This window comes from Solitalea lacus (assembly GCF_022014595.1).
Taxonomy (GTDB): domain Bacteria; phylum Bacteroidota; class Bacteroidia; order Sphingobacteriales; family Sphingobacteriaceae; genus Solitalea; species Solitalea lacus.
The window spans coordinates 4,117,086-4,135,722 of record NZ_CP091740.1 but is presented as its reverse complement, the minus strand read 5'-3'; the positions used below and the strand labels follow the sequence as shown (position 1 = coordinate 4,135,722).

Below are 18,637 nucleotides of genomic sequence, written 5' to 3'. Positions count from 1 at the left end.
TTAACTGTTTTTATTAATTAAATCAAAACCTTAAGATTAGACTATGGCCGGTGGTAAACAAACGGCACGTCAGCAGATGATCAACCTGATGTATCTGGTACTCACTGCGATGTTGGCGTTGAACGTAAGTGCGGAAGTGTTGAACGCATTCAAAACTGTAAGAGATGGTTTGGATGAATCAACCACAAACCTAGATCAAACTGTAAATAAAACCATGGAAGCTTTCCAGAACAGTATGAAAACTGACCCTGGAAAGACTGGACCTTGGTTCACTAAAGCTCAAGAAGCCGTTAAAGTTAGTAATGAGTTAGGCTCTTATATTAAAGGCATCAAAGACCAGATTGTTAAAGAAGCCGATGGTATTAACCAAGAGACCGGTGACATTGCTAAAAACGATGACCTTGATATTTCAACCAGAATCATGTTGAATGAGGAAAAACCTTCAGAAGCAAAAGGTCCTGAGTTAAAAGCAAAAATTAATGAAACTCGCGAGAAATTATTAAGCTTAATTGATCCTGCTGATAAAGACAGAGTATCGATTAACTTAAAAGCAGAGGATCGCAAAGATAAAAAATGGGAAAATGCACAGTTTCAGGAAGTGCCTGTTACTGCTTCTGTTACCATTTTATCAAAATTAGAAGGTGATGTTAAAAACTCGGAAGTTGAAATTTTGAAATATCTTCAAAGCAAGATTTATGCTGAAGACTTCAAATTTGACAAACTTGATGCTGTAATTGTAGCACCTTCAAGCTACGTTTTAGCAGGTCAGCAATATTCTGCTGAAGTATTTTTAACGGCTTCTAGCTCAACCATGGCTCCTGATGTTTATGTAGGCGGCTCTAAATTGCCTATTGATGCAAACGGTAAAGCTAAATATACTGTTACTGCATCAGGTGTTGGAGAAAGAAGTTTCGAAGCTAAAATTTCAGTTAAGAAAGGTGACGGAACAGTTGAAACCTATTCTAAAACTGCTAAGTACGAAGTTGCGGCTCCTTCTGCTAACGTAAGTGCTGATAAAATGAACGTACTTTACATTGGTGTTGAAAACCCTGTTTCTATTTCTGCAGCTGGTGTTCCAAATAGCAAAGTACGTGCAAGTTTAAGCGGGGCTGGTTCTTTAAGAGGTAGTAATGGTAAATATATTGCCGAGGTTACTACCCCTGGACAAGTTACCGTAAACGTAAGTGCTGAGATTAATGGTAAAATGACCAACATGGGATCTCAGGTTTATCGTGTTAAACAAGTACCTCCACCTACACCTAAATTTGCCGGTCTTTCTTCTGGTCGTGTAAGTTCTGCAGCTGTTAAAGCTCAGCCTGGTGTATTTGCAGTTCTTGAAAACTTTGATTTTGACATGAAGTTTAACGTAACAGGTTATACAATGTATGTTGTTAAAAAACGTACCGACCCAATCTATGAGTCAGTTAACGGACCTGCATTAAGTGCCCGTTTACGTCAAGCCTTGTCAAGTGTAACTACTGGTGATAAGATCACAATTGAAGATATTACCGTTCGCGATCCTAAAGGTAACTCACGCAGGTTATCAACTGGGGTATCGCTCACTGTTCAATAATTTTACTGATGAAGAGATTTTATTTAGTCGCCTTAGCAATGCTTGTTTGCTGTTCTGTAGCTCTTGGCCAGGCCAAGAAAAAATCTACCGGAACGAAACCAAAAGCAACAAGTAGCAAATCTGTGGCCGCAAAAAAAGGCACAAAAAAAACTGTTGCCAAAGCGAAAACAAAAACGGCTGCTCCAGCAACAACAACTATGGCTGCTGTGCCTCCAGCACCAGCTCCTAAACCAGTTGACACAACTAAAAAGCGTCCGTCTGCTACAGGTTCATTATTTGGCGACGTGATAGATGGTGTTTACAAGAAGGAAAATAATGTGAATGTGAAGGTTATTCCTTATCCTTATATTCGTCAGGCTGACGTTATGTTTGCAAAGCGTATTTGGAGAGAGATCGACATTCACGAGAAAATGAACAGACCGTTAAATCACCCTAATTCTCGTTTAATCAATGTCTTGATGAAAGCGATTAATGCGGGAGAATTAACTGCGTATAGCAATCCTGAAGATGGAAGTGACAGTACGTTCCGTGATATGATGTCTGTTGAGCAAGTTGCGAAGATGGCTGGAGGTCGTGTTGATACGATTCAAATTCCAGATATCAACGATCCGAGTATTATGCGTGATACGGTAGTACGTGAAAACTTTAACCCTGATCAAATTGTTAAATACCGTATCAAAGAAGACTGGATTTTCGACAAGCAGCGTTCTATTTTCGAACCACGCATTATTGCAATTGCACCTTGTAAACTAAATATCAGTAAAACCTCTGGTGATACTATTGGTGTTACTCCTATCTTCTGGGTTTATTATCCTGAAGCTCGTCAGGTGTTAGCCAATGCTGAAGTATTTAACCGTTTTAATGACGCTTCTAACTTAAGCTTTGATGACTACTTCATTAAGCGTTTGTTTACAAGCTATATTATTAAAGAATCTAACTCAGATGATTTACGTATTCAGGACTATGCTAACGGAATAGACCGTTTATATGAAGCTGAACGTATCAAGAAAAAGCTCATGGATTACGAACAAGATCTGTGGGAATATTAAAAATTTTAAGAGTATTAGTAAAAATGGGCATCAGTTATGATGCCCATTTTTACTTTTACATTTCTTGATTAATATTCAGATGGTCGGTGCTGGTTATTATTCTTCAGTGCCAAAATAAGTTAAAATTGCTAGTGCCTGTTTAAGGGTTACCACTTCCAATAACTCATCCTTTTTTGCTTCTCGGATTTTTTTAACTGATCTAAAGTGCTTCAGCAGATTCTCTGCTGTTTTGCTGCCTATGCCTTCAATTTGCTCCAATTCTGTAGCCAAAGTGCCTTTATCTCTTCTTTTCCTATGATGTGTAATGCCGAATCGGTGAGCTTCATCCCGCAATTGTTGAATTAACTTTAAGCTTTCCGATTTCTTATCAATATATAAGGGAAGAGGGTCATTTGGAAAATAGATTTCTTCCAGTCGTTTAGCTATGCCGATGATTGGGACTTTATGATAAATCTTTAGTTTTTTTAAAACCTCAACGGCTGAAGAAAGCTGGCCTTTCCCTCCATCAACAATTATAAGGTCAGGTAAATTTTGCTGCTCATTAATTACCCTGCTATATCTTCTATCAATAACCTCCTTCATGGTAGCAAAGTCATTGGGCCCCTCAACAGTTCGAACATTAAAGTGACGGTAATCTTTCTTGGATGGTTTGGCATCTTTAAATACCACCATGGCCGAAACGGGATACTTGCCTTGAAAGTTAGAGTTATCAAAACATTCGATTTGCCGAGGTAGTGTTGAAAGATGCAAATCATTCATTAGCTGAGTAAGCACTCTTTCTGTCCTTAATTCAGGGTTTAGTTTCTCATATTGCTCCAATTTCGCCTTTTTAAAGAACAGAACATTTTTTTCGGAAAGTTCGAGTAGTTTCTTTTTATCCCCGGCTTTAGGAACAGTAAATTTTATTTTAGGATCATTTATTTCTAATTCAAAGGGAATAACAATTTCTTTGGATGTGCTTTCAAAGCGATTCCTAAACTCGGCAATTGCCAATTCAATTAGCTCGCGGTCACTTTCATCAAGTTTCTTCTTCAGTTCAATGGTTTGAGTTTGAACAATACTTCCATTTAAAACTTTAAGGTAATTTACAAATGCGTATTTGCCCTCAGAGGCTATGGAAACAACATCAATGTCATTCAATACAGCGCTTACCACTGTTGATTTACTTTGGTAGGTTTCCAAAATGTCCAGTTTTTCTTTTAAGTGGTGCGCTTGTTCAAAGTCTAGGTTAGCAGCTGCTTCATTAATCTGATCATTCAGGTGTTTTAAAACACCCGTCGTATTTCCTTTAAGAATATCTTTTATATCGGCTATGTTAGCATCATAGTCATTAAAACTTTGGAGGTTTTCACAGGGGCCTTTGCAGTTACCTATTTGGTATTCAAGACAAACTCTGAATTTTCCGGCTTTTATGTTAGCTTCTGTTAAGGCTAAGTTGCAATTGCGCAACGGATAAAGGCTTTTAATCATCTCAAGCATGGTCCGCATCATGGCTACCGATGCATAAGGGCCATAATACTTAGATCCGTCTCTGATGATTTTGCGTGTACCATAAACCCGTGGGAAGGGCTCGTTTTTAATAATAATTGAAGGATAAGTCTTATCATCCTTCAACATAACGTTGTAACGAGGCTGATGTTCCTTTATGAGATTGTTTTCAAGTAATAGGGCCTCAATCTCACTATCAACGATCGTGAATTTAATATCCCTTATTTTACTTACCAAAACACGGGTTTTGGCGTTAACCTGTTTGTCGGTTATAAAATAAGAGGCCACACGGTTGCGTAGATCCTTAGCCTTGCCAACATAAATCAGCTTACTGGCCGAATCAAAGTATTGATAAATACCAGGTTTGTGAGGTATTTTGGCTAAATACTTCTTGTAATCAAACTCATCTTGCATATGAAACGAAGTTAAAGAGCTCGCGATCAGTATGCAAATTAAAGCTTAGAGCTTTTTTGCCAAGCAACATGTGATATGCTCGATTACCACCTGCCCCATGTTTTGGCAGGATAAAAAAGTATCCCGCTTATGATGATCAGCAAGTTCTTTTTTAAGCATTTCGGTTTTTTGCGGAGTAGATATTTCATCTGTTTCCAATACAGAAAACAATTCGTTCACTCTTCTGGAAGACGACTTAATACGGTTCGACATTAAGGTTCGTTCTTCTTCCTGATATTGGCTCATGGTTTTATGATTCATGTGTTTCATTCCCATAAAAACCAGTTTATTATTCTCTTTAAAGTAATGAGGTAAATAAAAGCTCTTACGCCCTTCATATGATTGCTGATCGAAGTCAATAGCGCGGATACGGTACTGTAATCCCTCTATGTCAGGGGTTATGTCCATCACAAAATTATATGCCCGCATATCGCCTAAAAGACGCACAAAACAACGCTCGTTAAATTTTACAAATTCCTTACTGATGCGAATTTGGTTGAATGGGATGTCATCAAGATGATGTTCAATAAACACATCGCCAGGCAGGCCAATTATATGTTCTTCAATTAAAGTATCCTTATCTGTAAGGTAAGTAATCCTATTAGGGGATAAAATATGTTCCAGTTCAAGACCATAAACCCGAGATGAATCTGCAACTTTTACATAGAAGTGGTCGTAATTATCATTTAAGCGATTGATAATGCGCACCCGGAAAGGTTTTGAATTCCCAAAAGCACAAAAATCAATGCGTGCAACGGAAAGGTTGTCCATTAGTGCTATATCACCATCGGTGGTAAGTAAAGCATAAATGTAGGTAAGAGCTGGAAAAAGCTCACGCATATTGCTTTCGTCGTAATAAACCGTTTTCCAAAGCGTATCCTTGCCATTCTTATCGATTAGTGGTACCTCAAGGTTAAAACGCAGCATATCGGTATACTGAATAGGAAGTTTAATCTCTCTTCCATATTTCACCAAATACTCCCTTAATTTAAGTTGAATAGGGTAATATAGTTTCTTTTTTGATGGTACGTTTGATTTTAAAGTTTCATTGTTAACCATATACGAATATAAAAAACCAGGACGAGAAGAGGTTAATAACCAATCAGGAATACACAAAAAAGATGCCTTTTAAATTTAAACTCAGTGAATACTTTGTTTGCTTGTTCATAAAAATGCCCCCAATAAGTGTCTAACTTTTTGGAGGCATTCTAACTAACCCTTTTGTTTTAAGGTTTATTTTCTACTTGATATTAAATATCAGGCGTACATCTGATTTCAATTTAATCGATTTAAAATCAATTTCAGGCATTGAACCTGATTCGGCTCCCATGGCATCAGCCGATTTATACATGGCCATCATAGGACGTGGATAATAAGAAGGTTGCGATTCATTATCATAAATTTCCAATACCCCGCCTAATTGTTCACCAATTGCACCAACAAGGTATCCAGCCTTTTCTTTTGCATCTTTCATTGCTTTAATCTTCAACTCTTTCTTGAAATCGTCCATTTTGCTGTGAGTGTACTCGGCAACGTTTACAGACTCAATTCCTTTTGGGTCAACAGCAGATAGGATATCATTTACCTTGTCCAATTTGGTTAATTTTAAGCGATATTGTTTACGGGCCAGGAAATTAGGGTCACGTTTTTTATCTCGCATGTTCCAATCATAGTTATAGCCGTAAACATTATCAAGCATGAAGTTCTCTTTTGGGATTCCTGCGTTGATTACTGCTTGCTGCAACTGTTTCTCTACCGTTTCAATAGCAACTTTGGTTTTATTGTTATTGTCTTTATAATATTCCTTAAGAGAGATATTTAAGTAGATAATATCAGGAACGATTTCCATCTCTGCATTTCCGGTAACTTCAATTTTCTTTACAGGATTTAAAACAGCAGTTTGAGCCATGGCACTAAATCCGGCAGCAATAAGAGCAATACTTGCAATTAATCTTTTCATAATCTTTATTGTTTAAAATTTAGATGCAAAAGGTTCAATGATTCCATACGGAAATTTTAAAAATGTTCAATCATGACAGCATCTCTGTTTATACCCTACGCAAAAAATGCGCAATTTGCTACATGAAGGAAGCTTTATATCTCCGATTTTAATGAGAGTTTAATCTACCCTTATTCATTTTCATACAGTGATAGAGCATATTTAGCCACAACACCAAAGTTGAAACCTTGGGTTTGGTCATAACCGGCAAAATTTACAGCAATCAGCCTTCCACAATCATTAAACACAGGAGATCCACTTGCTCCATGCGTTGAGGTGATATTATATTGAACGGCAAATCCGTCGGATTCCTTATTGACCTCACCTTCATAAACCTGCACTTTAATCCCTTTCTGTGTTCCTGCAAGTTGCATTCCCATAGGGTAACCAATCATAATAGCCTTAGTGCCGGGTTTAATTGCTGAATCATCATTTGCTGCTAATGATAAGTCAACAACATTTTTAACCTTGGAAGGTAAGTTATGACTAATTGTTTGGATTACTGCGACATCAACATTAGGATCGTCTGATTGACTGATGAACTCGCAGGGGATGAAATCCTCAATTTGTTTCACCTTGTTATTGTGTAAAGCAATACCTAAACGAACAATTTTGCCAGTGACTTCTATTTCTGCTATATCAACCGGATTTTTTGACTTCTGCTCAGGCATATTAATGCTAATGTCGCCAGCGGCAGAATCAACAGCAGCAACTGCAGTGTCGGTGTGAAGTTTAACCTCTGCCCATTCTTCATCAATTTCTTTAATTTCTTCACTCCAATGTTGCTTAATATAGTCGGCAATTTGTGATGCTTCAATGTCATCCGGTATCTTATAACTCACAACCTCTTTAATGGAAGTTATATCATCAGCTGAGTTTACAGTCCAAGGAGATGCAACATGTCGATTTGTAATTAGTTTTCCATCCTTACTAACAAAGAAACCCGTGCCGGTGATCGTTATAGGGTTGTTTTGATGCTCATCATAAGGAGTTAATTCGCCTGATTCGGTAACAGTAAATTGAACAGGGGCCGATCCTTTCACTTTTACTTCATATACATAGCTGTTGGCAACTAAAACAACACTGTTTTTGTATTTTTCATAAATAGCGGTTTGTGTCATGCCACATTTTAGGCTGTCAGCAGATGAGTTTGACCAAAGTTTTTTTAGTTCTCCGGCTTTAAAAAAGAGTATGGTACTACAAATACCTAACACAGCAAATACGGTTGGTAATAGCCATTTTTTCTTGCCAGGAATTTCAGTGCTTGACGAGTGTTCTTCAAAGTTAGATTGAGATGTTTCGTTGTTAAAGTTTTCGTTGTTCATTTTGATGTGTAAGAAATTCCGATTGATTAATAAATGATAGTAGTAGTTAATGTGGTTCGAATTTGAGGAAAAAATAGCTAAGCTGAAAATAATTTTTAAGGCAGAAAGTAGGGGGGTAAAAGAAAACGGAAAGCATTTTACATGCTTTCCGTTTTCTTTATGTTATTCTCTTATTTTAAATCTTAAGCCTCTACCACTTCTGATTGAGTGTCGTCTTCTTCAATAGGCGGTTTTTCCATTACCCTGAAGTATTTCTTTTGGAATACCAATACCATGGCAACTCCAGTTGAAATAGCTGCGTCTGCAATGTTAAACACCGGACGGAAGAACACAAACTCATCTCCACCCCAAATAGGGAACCATTGCGGGAAATGGCCCTGAAGGATCGGGAAGTAAAACATATCAACCACACGTCCATGAAACAGCGTTGAATAATTGTAAATCACGCCATATAAAACACTGTCGATTATATTTCCTAATGCACCTGCAAAAATCAAGCTTGCAGCAATAACTAATCCAAAAGGATAGCGGTATTTTATTACGTAATGAATTCCGTAGCCTATGCCGGCAACGGCTGCAATACGGAATAAGGTAAGGAAGAGCTTGCCATATTCTCCGGCAAATTCCATCCCGAAAGCCATTCCGTTATTTTCAGTAAAATGTATAATGAACCAATTACCAATAATATTGAACTCCTGGCCAATAAACATATTGTTTTTGATCCAAGTTTTCAGTACCTGATCAGCTATAACTACAAGAGCTATAATCAGAAATGCTTTTAATGATTTTTTCAATGCCAACTATTTAACAATATAATTACAGCCGTTATGACTGTTTTAATTTTGCTTCCATGCTTAACGTTGTGTGTGGTACCGCACGTAAACGTTCTTTAGGGATCAATTTGCCAGTTTCACGGCAAATACCATATGTTTTATTTTCAATTCGAACCAACGCTGCCTCCAAGTTCTCAATAAACTTCTTCTGACGCGCAGCGAGTTGATTTACATGTTCTTTTTCTAAAGTTGCTGAACCATCTTCTAACGCTTTAAATGTTCCGGCAGTATCATCCGTTCCGTTTTCGTTAGGGTTACTCAAACTGGTCGCAAGAATATGCAACTCAGCTTTGGCTTTGTTTAGTTTGTCCAGAATTAAATCTTTAAACTCTTGTAATTCTGAGTCCGAATATCTGGTTTTTTCAGTTACCTGAGCTCCGTTGTTGTCCATGGTATTTTTCCTATCCTTTAATTAATATTAAATGCGCTCAATCTCAATTTTAAGGTTTGTTTCCTCGATTTCAATCAAATCAGCATCGTTAAAACCCACATCTGTCAAATCAAAATTAGTGCCTAAAATCTCCGCGTTGATGTATGGTAAAAAGTTCTTTACAGCATTATCAACCAACTCATTTGATTGCAGCCTAACGTTAATTTTATCAGTTACTTCAAACCCTTTGTCTTTTCTGAGATTTTGAATCCTGTTAACTAACTCACGAGCAATACCTTCCTGCTTTAATTCTTCTGTTATAGTAACGTCTAAGGCAACTGTTAGTTTACCTAAGTTTGTTACCAGCCAACCCGGAATATCTTCTGATAAAATTTCTACATCGGTTAGTTCCAATTTAAAGGATTCTCCGTTTAACTGTAGAGAATAAAAGCCGTCGCGCTCAATTGCGTTAATATCCTCTTGAGAGAAGTTATTAACTGCGGCGCTGACTTCTTTCATCATTTTACCAACTTTTGGCCCTAAGGTTTTAAAGTTAGGCTTGATCTTTTTAATCAGAATACCGGCTGTGTCATGTATATACTGTATTTCTTTAATATTTGTTTCAGAGAGGATTAAGTCTTTTACTTTTTCCACTTTAGGTTGAAACTCATTATCCAATACAGGAAGTAAAATTTTATTCAAAGGTTGTCGAACCTTGATGTCAACTTTCTTACGTAATGAAAGCACCATTGACGAAATATCCTGAGCCATTGCCATGCGCTCTTCCAGTTCTTTGTCAACTTCTGCCTCGTTTACAACAGGGAAATCAGTTAAATGCACTGATTCTGCTTTGAGTCGTTGAGTAATCGAATTCAGGTCGCAGTACAAACGTTCACTGTAGAACGGAGCAATTGGCGACATTAACTGTGCAATTGTTTCTAAACAGCGATACAGTGTTTGGTATGCTGAAATTTTATCCAGCGTGTAATCACCTTTCCAGAAGCGGCGACGGCATAAACGAACGTACCAGTTACTTAAGTGCTCATCAACAAATGTTTGAATTGCACGAGCAGCTTTGGTTGGCTCATAATCAGCATAGCATTCATCCACTTCTTTAATTAATGAATTCAATAATGAAATGATCCAACGATCAATTTCAGGACGTTCAGCAAGCGGAACTTCTGCTTCCTGGTACTTAAATCCGTCAATATTAGCGTAAAGAGTAAAGAATGAATAGGTATTATATAAGGTTCCGAAGAATTTACGACGCACCTCATCCAATCCTTCAATATTAAACTTAAGGTTATCCCAAGGCGATGCATTTGAAATCATATACCAGCGTGTAGCGTCAGCGCCGTATTTACTAATGGTCTCAAATGGATCAACGGCATTACCTAAACGTTTTGACATTTTGTTGCCGTTTTTGTCTAGAACCAATCCGTTGGATACAACATTTTTGAATGCCACCGAATCAAACAACATTACTGCAATAGCATGCAATGTGAAGAACCAACCGCGAGTTTGGTCAACTCCTTCGGCAATAAAATCTGCCGGGTAGCACTGATTGAATACTTCTTTGTTTTCAAACGGATAATGCCATTGAGCATAAGGCATTGCTCCAGAATCAAACCAAACGTCAATTAAATCAGGTTCGCGATAAAGTTTTTTGCCGTTTTTTACAAAAGCAATGTCGTCAACATACGGGCGGTGAAGATCGTACGAATCATTCTGTATTTTTTCCAAATAGATTGTATTCGCTTTTGTTTCTTCCTCCGATAATAGTCCTGAAGCAACAGCTTCTTCCAGGTGTTTTTTCAGTTCAGCAAGTGAACCAATGCAAATCTCTTCCGAAGTATCTTCGCTTCTCCAAATTGGAAGTGGTGTGCCCCAGTAACGTGATCGAGAAAGGTTCCAGTCTACAAGGTTTTCCAACCAGTTGCCAAATCTTCCTGTTCCTGTTGATTCAGGTTTCCAGTTGATGGTTTTATTCAGCTCAACCATGCGGTCTTTAAGAGCTGTAGTTTTAATAAACCATGAGTCTAATGGATAGTATAAAACCGGTTTATCGGTACGCCAGCAGTGTGGGTAGCTGTGCTCGTATTTTTCAACTTTAAAAGCACGGTTTTCTTCTTTTAATTTGATAGCGATCAGAACGTCAGTCGGTTTGAAGTCCTCTTTATTACGTTCTTCATCAGAGTAATATTCTTCTTTTACATAACGACCGGCAAATTCGCCAACTCCTGCAATGAATCGTCCCTGACGGTCAACCAGCGTTAATGAACCTATGCCATTTTGTTTAGCTACCCTGAAGTCATCAGCACCAAATGAAGGAGCAATATGCACAATACCGGTACCATCTTCGGTGGTGACAAAATCACCAACCACCACCTTAAAGGCATCACCATTATCAGGCTGAATGAAAGGCAAGAGTTGTTCGTAACGAATTCCATTTAAATCGCTGCCTTTTACTGTTCCAATAACTTTAAATGGAATTGCTTTGTCGCCTTCTTTGTAGCCTTCTAGAGGAAGATCTTCATTTTTTTCAGAGAAATATTTTCTGAAAAGATCTTTTGCTAAAACAACAGTTACCGGTTTAAAAGTATATTGGTTAAAAGTGTTTATGATTAAGTAATCAATATCTTTTCCTACAGCCAAAGCTGTGTTTGAAGGTAAGGTCCAGGGAGTGGTAGTCCAGGCAAGGAAAAAGCTTTCTGAGTTTGGAGACTCCCCATTGGTAAAGGTTTTAAGTTTTAATGTCCCTTCTTCTTTAATTTTAAACTGCGCAACAATGGTAGTGTCTTTCACCATTTTATAAGTTCCAGGCTGATTTAACTCATGTGAGCTAAGACCTGTGCCTGCAGCAGGAGAAAAAGGTTGAATGGTATAACCTTTATAAAGCAAACCTTTTTTATAAAGTTCGCTTAGTAAGAACCAAAGCGTTTCAATATAGTTGTTCTCGTAAGTGATGTACGGGTTTTCGATATCAACCCAGTAGCCCATACTTACTGTCAGGTCGTTCCATACGTCGGTATATTTCATTACCTCTTTACGACATGCCTGATTATAGTCATCGACTGAGATTTTCTTACCGATATCTTCTTTGGTGATACCTAAGGCTTTTTCAACAGCAAGCTCAATTGGTAAGCCGTGAGTATCCCACCCCGCCTTACGTTTTACCTGATAACCTTTTAAGGTTTTATATCTACAGAAAATATCTTTAATAGCACGCGACATTACGTGGTGAATTCCAGGCATTCCGTTGGCAGAAGGTGGACCTTCGTAAAAGTTATACGCTTTTGAAGCCGGGCGTGAGCTTACACTTTTTTCAAAAATGTTATTATCCTTCCAAAACGAGAGTACTTCACTTCCGATGGTCGATAAATCTAACTGTTTATATTCTCTGTATTTCAAAGCCTTAAAAACTAATCTGATGTGTGTTTAAAATTGGACGCAAAGTTACGGTTTTCCGTCTAAATATCTGATTTCTTTTCAGTGATGGTAAATGATTTTAATTTAAATTATAAATTTTGGCAAGAAGGTTGTTATATAATTGGAAAAAATGTTTAAAAGTTGTGTAACATAAATAATATGAATGACAGTAAACTTTTGGTTAGTCTTAAACGTTATTTTTGTATACAATTAACTTTTATTTTATAGACATTATTTTTTTAGCTGGAAATTAATTAACTTAATACAAGGTTTTTTAGTTACTAAGTTATGGGCGCATGACTTAATGAGCTATCAACCAATACTTTTGTTTTTTAAGTTATATCTAAAACTGTTTTTTTGTTAGACGCTCTAATTCTGCCTAAATGAACGCAATAGGTAAAAATATTAAATCGCTCCGTCAGTCGAGAAACTGGTCTCAAGAACAAGTTGCCACTAAGTTGGGAATAACCGCTCCGGCATTCTCAAAAATTGAAAGTGGATTTACTGACATTAACTTTTCAAGGCTTGATCAAATAGCTCAACTGTTTGGACTTTCTGCAGTAGAACTGATTACATACCATAATCAAGAGGAGCAGAAAAAATACAATAGCGAGCTACAGCAGCTTAAAGATAAGCTGGCTTTGCGTGAAGCTGAAATTATTGAACTTCAGAAAAAAGTAATTTCGCTGCTTGAGAAAAGTTAGACGCTCCGATTATTTTCTTCGTCTGTCAATTCCATGTCCATTGGAAACAATGGCTTAGCAACTTTTTTGCGGTTAATGCGCTGCTCAAGACTTAGCAGCAGCGCAGGAACCAAAATCAGGTTTGATAATAAAGCTACCAATAGGGTAATTGAAACTAAAATGCCCAGCCACATGGTGCCTTCGAAATTCGATGCAGCAAAAATTCCAAAGCCGAAGAATAAAATTCCAGCAGCATAAATCATGCTTACTCCTGTTTCACTTAAAGCTAGTGATACAGCTTTGGATATGCTATTGGCTGGATTTTCAAGTTCCTGACGATATTTGGTTAGAAAATAGATTGTTTGATCATTTGCTAAACCGAACGCTACACTAAATATTAAAATGGTTGAAGGTTTAAGATTGATGCCAGCATAGCCCATAATTCCTGCGGTTACAATTAATGAGATAATATTTGGAATCAATGCAATTCCATTCATTCGTAGTGATCGGAATAAAATGAAAATAATCACTGAAATCAGGCCAATTGCTAACAATAAACTCTCTTTAAGGTTTTCCACCAAATAATCAGTTCCTTTAACAAAAATGCGGCTTGAACCTGTAAACACAACATTGTACTTTTCTTTTGGGAAAATTGAATCGGTGCGGACTTCAAGTTCTTTTAATAATACATTCATCTTTTCAGAACCTATATCAGCCATTTGAAAGCTAATGCGGGTTTCACTTTTATCCTTGTTCAAAAAGGCTTTAAGTAAACTCCCTGCATCTTTTCCACCTGATTTACCGGCATAGGAAAGAATGAAAGATTGTTCCATGGTATTTGGTAATCGATATTGGGATGGATTGCCATTGTAAAAGCCTTGGGTTGCCATTTTTAATACTTCATCAAGCGAAAGGGCTCTCGAAATTTCAGGGTAGGCTGAAACCATGTCCTGAAATTTATCAATTCGTTTAATAAAGGAGGCATTCATGACTCCATTTCTCTTTTTAGTGTCAATACTTACTTCTAGCGGCAATACTCCGTCAAAATTCTTCTCAAAAAACTTTAAGTCTTTATAAATTGGATCCTTTTTTGGTAAATCGTCAACTACATAGCCGTTAGCGTGCATTTTGGTCACTCCATAAAGCGCAACTAATACGAGCGCCGCCGAGATTAAGTAAATCGGATTTCTGTAATTGAATACCAAGTGATCGATACGCTTTAAGAAACCAGTAAGCTTTTTACTATCAAGGTGACGGGTGTGACGAATTGAAGGGGCAGGCAGAAAGCTGAAAATAATCGGCACCAGAATCATGGAACTGATATACGTTGCAATGATATTGATAGAGGCAATATGGCCGAACTCTTCAAGAATTGCACTGTTGGTAAACGAAAATACACCGAATCCGATTGCTGCGGAAACATTTGCCAAAAGGGCAGTGGGGCCAATTTTTTGAATGGCTACTTCCAAAGAATGTCGTTTGTCGCCCGTCTTCCTGAATTCATTGTGATATTTGTTAAGAATTAATACGCTATTAGGTATGCCAATGATTACGATTAATGCGGGGATAATACCCAATAGCAGTGAAATTTGATACCCGAACAGTGATATAATTCCCAATGCCCATATTACTCCATTAATTACTACCAGCAGTGGGAAGAAAACAGCGTGAAATTGTTTGAAGAAAATAGCCAGCACTAAACCAGTAGTTACGAGTGCTAATACCAGGAATAAAACGAATTCTTTGGCAATTTTATCTGAAAGTTTACTTCTTACCCAAGGAAGCCCTGAATAATGGAGTTCAATTTTATGTTTTTCGGCAAAGCTTGCTGCTAATTGGTTAATGTTGTTGACAATTTTGCCGCGATATTTTGAATTTAAAACTTGCTTATTAAAAGTAATGGCCATTAAAGTAGCGCCATTCTTGGAGTTAAACAGTAGGCCATCGTAGAATTTCAAGCTTTCAATTTTTTGCTTTATTGAGTCTACCTCAGCTTGAGTAGCTAGTGGCGCTTTTGTTACTGCCGCTAAATTAAATTTACGTTCAGTTGTATCCTTTTTAAGTTCAAATATCCTTCCAAGAGAAAGAACTTCTTGTATACCTTTAATATTTTTAATGTCGGCACTAAGTTTTGCCCAATCATTAAAAGCGTCTTTTTCCCAAATTCGCTTATCATTTAAACCGATTACTAAAACGGCACCATCTTCTCCGAACTTGCTCTTGAATTCATTGTATTCTACATAGGCCGGGTCATTAAGTGGTAAAACTTTGCTTCCGGCATATGCCAACTGCAAATTCTTACTGTGATAAGCCATAAATGCGGTAATGCTTAAAACAATAACAAGTAAGATATAGCGGTTGTTAAGAATGAATTTTGAGATTGGCTTCCACATATGAAATAAAAAATAAGCGCTGCGAAAGTACGGATTTAGTTTGATTTACGATTTTTGAATTATGTTTGAAAACTAAATAAAACTGTCTTGTCAACCCTGCAAAAAACCACAGGAATAGTATTAAGAACCACAAATTATGCCGAAAGTAGCGTTGTGGTTTTAATGTTTACTGAACAATATGGCTTACAATCCTTTATAGTGAATGGGGTGCGAAAGTCCAAAGCAAAGTTTGCCGCCAGTTTGTTTCAACCTTTGAACCTGCTTGAAATGGTAATTTATCACAAGCCATCCGGAGGTTTACAACGAATTGCTGAAGTAAGAAATTCGCCTGCTTATACATCTGTCTCATTTGATTTTTATAAAACGACAATTGTTTTGTTTTTAAATGAAGTTTTACTGAAATGCTTAAAGCAGGAATCTCCGGAGCCGCCATTGTATTCGTTTATTTACAACGGGTTACAATTGTTGGATGTCTACCAGGGTGTGCCCTCCAACTTCCATCTGGTTTTTCTGGTTCATTTTGCAAAGTTTCTGGGCTTCTTTCCTGATAATTCTTTTTCCGCCTCTGTAGAGTATTTTGACTTACAGGATGGGGTGTTTACGCCATTAAGGCCAAAACATGTTCAAACTGTTGTGCAGCCCTATAGCGGTTATATAGCCCAATTAATGCAGTTGAATTTTGAGACTATGGAGCAGCTGAAAATATCTTCAGCAGAACGAAAAGTTTTGCTTCATACTCTGGTGGAGTATTACGAACTCCATGTAGATAACTTTGGAAAATTGAAATCCCTAGAGGTGTTGGAAGAAGTATTAGCCTAGTAGGCAGAGGGCTTATTCAAATAAATTAATGCAACTTATGATTGTAATAATATGTATTTGAGATAATAGATTTATTGTTATATTTAAAATGAGAGCTATCTGAAAACTAACAGTCTATGTTTTAACTTTTCGTTTCCTCTAACCTAAGGATAGTAATAAAAATCTAACTTCTGAATTTATAGTACTAGGCTTGTGTCTGTGTTCATTGTTTGAATAACAATTATTGATTAATTCAACTTACAAAATACAATTTAAACTATGAGTTTATGAGAAACAACACTTCAATCCTTCAATCCTTTTTAACTGCTTTGGGACTAGTAACACTAAGTTTGTGCTTGACTGACTGCGCAAACCAGGCAAAGCCAGACGGAGAGATGGCCAAGGAACAAATGGTTGACCGAGGCCAATACTTGGTTACAATTGCTTCCTGTAACGATTGCCATTCTCCAAAGATTATGACTCCACAAGGGCCAATATTAGATTCTACCCGGTTAATGTCAGGGCATCGTGCCGGCAGTATGCTTCCTAAACTTGATACGAGTATGGTAAACCCTAATGGATGGATTAGCATGAGTCCTGAGATTACAGCTTTCGTAGGACCTTGGGGGATTTCTTATGCAGCCAATCTTACTCCTGATGAAACCTCTGGTATTGGAGCCTGGACAGAGGATACCTTTATCAAAACATTACGAACAGGGAAGCATTTAGGGCAAGTAGGCGGCCGTCAAATATTGCCTCCAATGCCTTGGTTTTTTATTAATAAGATGACTGATGAGGATTTGAAATCTGTTTTTGCCTATTTAAAATCCCTTCCTCCAATTAATAACCAAGTTCCGGCTCCTGTCCCTCCAAACGAACTCAATTCTGTAAATGTGACTGGAAAGTGATTGGATAGTTAAAAGGAATTCCGTTTAAATGAAAAAAGCGACTCGTTGAAGTCGCTTTTTGTTTAGTGGAAGATACTGGGTTCGAACCAGTGACCCCCTGCTTGTAAGGCAGGTGCTCTGAACCAGCTGAGCTAATCTTCCAAAAGAAGTTTTTTGGTGGGAGATACTGGGTTCGAACCAGTGACCCCCTGCTTGTAAGGCAGGTGCTCTGAACCAGCTGAGCTAATCTCCCTTGCTTTTGGGACTGCAAATATGAGGTCTTTTTTATTAACTGCAAAATGTTTTTTCAAAAAATCTGATCATCTGTTGAAATTGACTGATTATCAGTGAGAATGTTTTTTAAAAAAAACTCAAGTGAAAATCTGAAACAGGTAATAATTTTATTTTAATCTGTTTTTTAGAAAAGCAATGCTTGTTGCATATGCATCTTCGCTTGCCGCTTTATTATATTTGGGATTGCTAGGATTGGCAAAGGCGTGATCTGCATCGTACATTTTTATGGTAACTTTTTTTCCTGCCTTTTTAAGGTTTTGCTCAAACTCTTCGACAATTTGAGGGGTGATCCATTTATCCTGTTTTGCAAAAATTCCTAAAACATCCGGGTTAAGTGCTTTAAGTTTTTCAACGTTTCTTTCGGGCATGCCATAGTACATAATGCAAGCAACGGCTTGCTTCTCTAAAATAAGTGAAGTTTTTAACGACCATCCTCCGCCGAAACACCAGCCAATGGTGGCAATTTTAGCCTTTGTTCCAACATGTTTTTTTACAGCTTCAATAATTGTTTGCGAACGCTCTTCTGTAACGCCTTGCATAAACTTTGCCGCATCTTCACTGCTTGTAGCAATTTGTTTGTCATATAAATCGATAGCAATCACATTTACATTGCCCACATCTTTATACAATTTTTCAGATTCCCGTTTAATGTAGTCATTTAATCCCCACCATTCGTGTATGACAAAAATGTAGTTGTTAGTGGGTTTTGCAGCTTTCAACTCATAAACATGGGCATCTTTCCCGTCTGCTGTCGGTAGCATTAGGTCTTTGCCAATTTTACTAGTGTAACTAAATTTTAAGGGTTCAATATGTGAGCTTATAAATTCTTTATCAGAAGAAAATTGTGCAAACTCTTTGGTATTTGTAGTAGAATCTAACTGACAGCAATGAAGTCCTGTTTGCCCAAAGCCTAGCAATGGAATACAAATTAACTGTAGTAATAAACCAACTATATTTTTCATAATGATAAACTAAACCTATAAAGATAATTATTGTAGCCTATTTAAAATAGTAGGGCTGAAATGTTGAAAATTAGTCAATGTGCTTTGACTTGATTAGTAAG

At 37.3% G+C, this 18,637-nt stretch carries 14 protein-coding genes and 2 tRNA genes; 5 read left to right on the top strand and 11 right to left on the bottom strand.

The features are described 5' to 3' along the window. Positions 1-43 precede the first annotated feature (43 nt). Together porM and porN are read left to right on the top strand one after the other, a co-directional pair. The gene (gene porM / locus L2B55_RS17760) at positions 44-1,573 is read left to right on the top strand and encodes a type IX secretion system motor protein PorM/GldM (RefSeq protein WP_237847611.1); all 1,530 of its coding nucleotides are present in this window, start codon (positions 44-46) and stop codon (positions 1,571-1,573) included. Positions 1,574-1,611: 38 nt separating this feature from the next. Next, a complete protein-coding gene (gene porN / locus L2B55_RS17755) occupies positions 1,612-2,622 on the top strand; it encodes a type IX secretion system ring subunit PorN/GldN (protein WP_237847609.1) in 1,011 nt (336 codons plus the stop codon). Between the two features lie 96 nt (positions 2,623-2,718). Here porN and uvrC read toward each other — a convergent pair whose 3' ends face one another. From uvrC to ileS, 7 genes are all read right to left on the bottom strand, one after another. Next, a complete protein-coding gene (uvrC, locus tag L2B55_RS17750; RefSeq protein WP_237847607.1) occupies positions 2,719-4,524 on the bottom strand; it encodes an excinuclease ABC subunit UvrC in 1,806 nt (601 codons plus the stop codon). Positions 4,525-4,569: 45 nt separating this feature from the next. Next, positions 4,570-5,622, bottom strand: a complete 1,053-nt coding sequence (locus L2B55_RS17745; RefSeq protein ID WP_237847605.1) for a hypothetical protein — start codon at positions 5,620-5,622, stop codon at positions 4,570-4,572. 181 nt (positions 5,623-5,803) lie between these two features. Beyond that, a complete protein-coding gene (locus tag L2B55_RS17740) occupies positions 5,804-6,523 on the bottom strand; it encodes an SIMPL domain-containing protein (protein ID WP_237847603.1) in 720 nt (239 codons plus the stop codon). Positions 6,524-6,693: 170 nt separating this feature from the next. Continuing rightward, on the bottom strand, positions 6,694-7,887 hold the full coding sequence (locus tag L2B55_RS17735; RefSeq protein ID WP_237847601.1) for a S1 family peptidase: 1,194 nt from the start codon (positions 7,885-7,887) through the stop codon (positions 6,694-6,696). A 182-nt stretch (positions 7,888-8,069) separates the two neighbouring features. Next, on the bottom strand, positions 8,070-8,681 hold the full coding sequence (locus L2B55_RS17730) for a lipoprotein signal peptidase (protein ID WP_237847599.1): 612 nt from the start codon (positions 8,679-8,681) through the stop codon (positions 8,070-8,072). Positions 8,682-8,712: 31 nt separating this feature from the next. Next, positions 8,713-9,111, bottom strand: coding sequence for a TraR/DksA family transcriptional regulator (locus L2B55_RS17725; protein ID WP_237847597.1), 399 nt, complete (start codon positions 9,109-9,111; stop codon positions 8,713-8,715). Between the two features lie 27 nt (positions 9,112-9,138). Further along, on the bottom strand, positions 9,139-12,501 hold the full coding sequence (ileS, locus tag L2B55_RS17720) for an isoleucine--tRNA ligase (protein WP_237847595.1): 3,363 nt from the start codon (positions 12,499-12,501) through the stop codon (positions 9,139-9,141). A 401-nt stretch (positions 12,502-12,902) separates the two neighbouring features. Between ileS and L2B55_RS17715 the strand changes: the two genes are divergently transcribed. After that, positions 12,903-13,223 (top strand): helix-turn-helix domain-containing protein, encoded by a 321-nt coding sequence (locus L2B55_RS17715; protein ID WP_237847593.1) that lies wholly within the window; start codon positions 12,903-12,905, stop codon positions 13,221-13,223. Here L2B55_RS17715 and L2B55_RS17710 read toward each other — a convergent pair. Continuing rightward, the gene (locus L2B55_RS17710) at positions 13,220-15,595 is read right to left on the bottom strand and encodes an efflux RND transporter permease subunit (RefSeq protein WP_237847591.1); all 2,376 of its coding nucleotides are present in this window, start codon (positions 15,593-15,595) and stop codon (positions 13,220-13,222) included. The genes L2B55_RS17715 and L2B55_RS17710 overlap by 4 nt on opposite strands. 87 nt (positions 15,596-15,682) lie before the next feature. Between L2B55_RS17710 and recO the strand changes: the two genes are divergently transcribed. After that, a complete protein-coding gene (gene recO / locus L2B55_RS17705) occupies positions 15,683-16,414 on the top strand; it encodes a DNA repair protein RecO (protein ID WP_237847589.1) in 732 nt (243 codons plus the stop codon). Between the two features lie 266 nt (positions 16,415-16,680). Beyond that, the gene (locus L2B55_RS17700; protein WP_237847588.1) at positions 16,681-17,301 is read left to right on the top strand and encodes a c-type cytochrome; all 621 of its coding nucleotides are present in this window, start codon (positions 16,681-16,683) and stop codon (positions 17,299-17,301) included. A gap of 66 nt (positions 17,302-17,367) precedes the next feature. On the opposite strand, the gene L2B55_RS17695 is transcribed toward L2B55_RS17700, so the two are convergent. The 3 genes from L2B55_RS17695 to L2B55_RS17685 form a co-directional block, all read right to left on the bottom strand. Then, positions 17,368-17,442: transfer RNA gene (locus L2B55_RS17695), tRNA-Val, on the bottom strand. Positions 17,443-17,455: 13 nt separating this feature from the next. Continuing rightward, positions 17,456-17,533 (bottom strand) — tRNA-Val (locus tag L2B55_RS17690). Positions 17,534-17,681: 148 nt separating this feature from the next. Then, a complete protein-coding gene (locus tag L2B55_RS17685; RefSeq protein WP_237847586.1) occupies positions 17,682-18,536 on the bottom strand; it encodes a dienelactone hydrolase family protein in 855 nt (284 codons plus the stop codon). Between the last annotated feature and the right edge of the window lie 101 nt (positions 18,537-18,637).